The sequence below is a fragment of the Streptomyces sp. 13-12-16 genome, assembly GCF_002114215.1.
Classification (GTDB): domain Bacteria; phylum Actinomycetota; class Actinomycetes; order Streptomycetales; family Streptomycetaceae; genus Streptomyces.
The window spans coordinates 1-3,217 of sequence record NZ_NCTE01001210.1; the positions used below are offsets into that span (position 1 = coordinate 1).

Sequence of the window (3,217 nt, forward strand, 5' to 3'; positions counted from 1 at the left end):
ACACCTACCGCCGCCCGTCGCGCCGCACCCCGGCGCTGCGCGGCGTCGTCCTCCCCAGCCTGCGCCGCCCGCTGCCCCGGGTGGCCGTCGTCGTCGACACCTCGGGCTCGATGGGCGACGCGGAACTCGCCGCCGCCCTGGGCGAGGTCACGGGCGTCCTGCGCGAGGTCGGCGTGCGCGGCAACCGCGTCACCGTCCTCGCCTGCGACGCCGACGTGCACGCCGTGTCCCGGGTGACGGCCACCGAGCAGATCACCCTCGGCGGCGGGGGCGGCACGGACATGCGCGTCGGTATCGACGCCGCCCTCGCGGCCCGCGACCGCCCCTCGGTCGTCATCGTCCTCACCGACGGACTCACCCCCTGGCCCGCCGAGACCCCGTCCTGCCGCCTGATCGCGGCCCTGATCGGTGACGGAGCGCCGCAACCCCCGAGCTGGGTGGAGACGGTGCGGGTCACCGCCTGACGGCGTGGTCGGTCGAGGGCCGGCCGGTGCGGGGACCGCCGGACTCCTCGATCGGCACGCGGCTCGCCCGCCAGGGTGAGAGGCCCCGCAGAGGCCGTGTCACGGACCCGTCGGCCCCCGCTCACGCGGCGCCGACGGCCGGGCACATCGTCGGTGGCGCGTCGTCAGCGGCTGACGAGGAGGCCGTCCACCAGGGCCCGGAGCCCGTCCTGGTAGGTGTCCTCGGCGGTCAGCGGCGCCCAGCGGTCCGCGGCCTGTGTCAGGCGGGGCAGTTCACCCGGGTCGAGATCGGCGAAGACCTGCTCCCGGTAGGTCGCACGGTCGTCGTCCGCGCGCCGTCGGGCCGCTGTCGCCCTGACCACGATCTCCCCGGCGGTGTAGTACCAGATCGCACGGTAGCCGTGCACGGCCCGGTCGAGGGAGAGGCCGCATCCGACCAGGCCGTCGACGATCTGCTCGACGAACCACAGCGCGCTCGTGGACAGCAGGTCGTCGGCGGTCAGCACCTCCACGATCCAGGGGCAGGCGGCGAGCGCCTCGTGGATCGAGGTGGCGGCCACGACGACCCGTTCGCGGGGGGCGGCGGGCAGTTCCGGCCGGCGCAGGGTCCGGGCGGCGTAGTCGTCCAGCAGGAGGACGAGCAGTTCCTCCTTGTCACGGACGTGGTGGTAGAGCGCCATCGGCGTACTGCCGACCTCCGTGGCCAGCCGCCGCATGGTCAGCCTGTCCACACCTCCCTCCTCCACGATCCGGCGGGCCGTCCCGATGATCTCCTCGCGAGAGATACGGGGAGGTCGGCCCGGGGTTCTGCGCGGTGCGGACGGTTGCGGCATGCCCTCCATCATTCCCCAGGTGTCGACAACGGCGAACCTCGGCGCTAAATTTTCTTACATGTATAAAAACTCTGAGGGCAGGCCCGGAGCGGTGCTGGCGGCGGCGGCCGTCACCCAGTTCGTCGTCGCCCTGGACATGTCCGTGGTCAACGTCGCGTTACCCGCGATCCGTACGGCACTGGGATTCGCGCCGCTCGACCTGTCGTGGGTCGTGCACGCGTACGCGCTCACGTTCGGCGGGTTCCTGCTGCTGGGGGGCCGCGCCTGCGACCTGTACGGCCGGCGTCGGATGTTCGTGCTGGGGCTGACCGTCTTCGGGCTGTGCTCGCTGGCTGGCGGACTGGCCCAGGCTCCCTGGCACCTGATCGCCGCACGCGCCGGTCAGGGTCTGGGCGCCGCCGCGGCCGCGCCGGCCGCACTGGCGATGCTCACCACCACCTTCCCCGAAGGCCCCCGACGCGTCCGGGCGCTGGGGGTGTGGAGCGCGGTGAACGCCGCGGGCGGCGCGCTGGGCGTACTGGCGGGCGGACTGCTGACCGAGTACGCGGGCTGGCGCTGGATCATGCTGATCAACCTGCCCATCGTCGCGGCGGCTCTCGCGCTCGTCCCCGCAGGGGTGCCCGCCGAGACCCCGCCCGCCCGGCGCGAGAGGCTGGACGCGGCGGGCGCCGTCCTGGCGACAGGCGGAGTCGGGCTGTCGGTGCTCGGTGTCGTCCGCACCGACACCCTGGGCTGGGGCTCCCCGGTCACGTGGGCGACCCTCGCCGCCGCGGCCGTGCTGCTCGCCGCCTTCGTCCTCGCCGAGGCGAGGGTCCACGCACCCCTGCTGCGCCTCGGCCTGCTGCGCAGTCGCTGGGTCGCCGGCGCGAACGTGCTGGTGTTCCTGGCCGCGGCCGGGCAGTTCACGGCGTTCTACTTCGTGTCCCTGTACATGCAGCAGGTCCTGGGCATGGGGGCCGCAGCGACCGGCACCGCGTTCCTGCCCTTCTCCCTGGGCCTGGTCGCGGGAACCGTCGTCGCCACCCGCCTCACCGCGTCCCGCACCCCCCGCGCGTCCCTGGTGCCCGGAGCCCTGCTGGCCGCCGCGGGCCTGGCCTGGTTCGCCCTCATCAGCCCCGACGGCAGTTTCCTCACCGACGTACTCGGCCCGTCCCTCGTCACCAGCGTCGGCGCCGGGCTGGTCCTGGCTCCGGTCGCCGCCGCCGCGACCACCGGCGTCGCCCCGCACGAGGCCGGCATGGCCGGCGGCCTCATGAACAGCTCCCGCCAACTCGGCGGCTGCATCGGCCTGGCCGCCCTGGCCACCATCGCCGCACACCACACCGGCACGACCACCGACCCCGCCGCACTCAACGACGGCTACGCCCTGGGCCTGGCCGTCGCCGCCGCCGTCTTCGTGCTCGCGGCGGTCGTGGCCATCGGTGTGCTGCCGCGCCGCCGAGCCGTCACTCCCGTCCCGCGCTCCACCACCCCCGCGCAGAACCGGCTGGAAGGAACTCCGTCATGACGACCACCACCATCGACCTGTTCACCTCGGCGCTGCACTTCCACTCCGACGGCGATGTCCGGGCCGCCGAACGGCGGATGACGAGCAGCGGCTCCAACGCCTGGCAGATCGCCGCGTTCCACGTGGAGACCGCCGCCGACGTTCACGCCGATCACTGGGAGATGCACCCGCAGGCCGAGGAAGCGGTGTGCTGTCTGACCGGCGGTGTCCGCCTCTACTTCCGTCCCGACACGCCCGGCGGGGCCGAGGACATGGTGCGGTTGCGGGCGGGCACCGCCGCGATCGTCCCCCGCGGCCGCTGGCACCGCCTGGAACTGGACGCCCCCAGCGACCTGATGTCGATCACCCTCCGCGACGGTACCCGCCTCGAGAAGCGCACCGACACCCACTGACCGGCAGGCGGCCCGGCCGAA

4 protein-coding genes are annotated in these 3,217 nt (G+C 73.9%); 3 read left to right on the forward strand and 1 reads right to left on the reverse strand.

The annotated features are described in order from the left end of the window. On the forward strand, positions 1 to 464 hold a 464-nt coding region (locus B7767_RS37785), incomplete at its 5' end, for a VWA-like domain-containing protein (RefSeq protein WP_143652872.1). Positions 465 to 628: 164 nt separating this feature from the next. On the opposite strand, the gene B7767_RS37790 is transcribed toward B7767_RS37785, so the two are convergent. Next, positions 629 to 1,297 (reverse strand): TetR/AcrR family transcriptional regulator, encoded by a 669-nt coding sequence (locus tag B7767_RS37790; RefSeq protein WP_085575947.1) that lies wholly within the window; start codon positions 1,295 to 1,297, stop codon positions 629 to 631. Between the two features lie 58 nt (positions 1,298 to 1,355). On the opposite strand from B7767_RS37790, the gene B7767_RS37795 reads away from it, so the two are divergent. Together B7767_RS37795 and B7767_RS37800 are read left to right on the forward strand one after the other, a co-directional pair. Then, complete coding sequence (locus B7767_RS37795; RefSeq protein WP_085575934.1) at positions 1,356 to 2,804, forward strand: MFS transporter; 1,449 nt, start codon at positions 1,356 to 1,358, stop codon at positions 2,802 to 2,804. After that, on the forward strand, positions 2,801 to 3,196 hold the full coding sequence (locus B7767_RS37800; protein ID WP_085575935.1) for a cupin domain-containing protein: 396 nt from the start codon (positions 2,801 to 2,803) through the stop codon (positions 3,194 to 3,196). Before B7767_RS37795 ends, B7767_RS37800 begins: the two co-directional genes overlap by 4 nt. Positions 3,197 to 3,217: the final 21 nt, after the last annotated feature.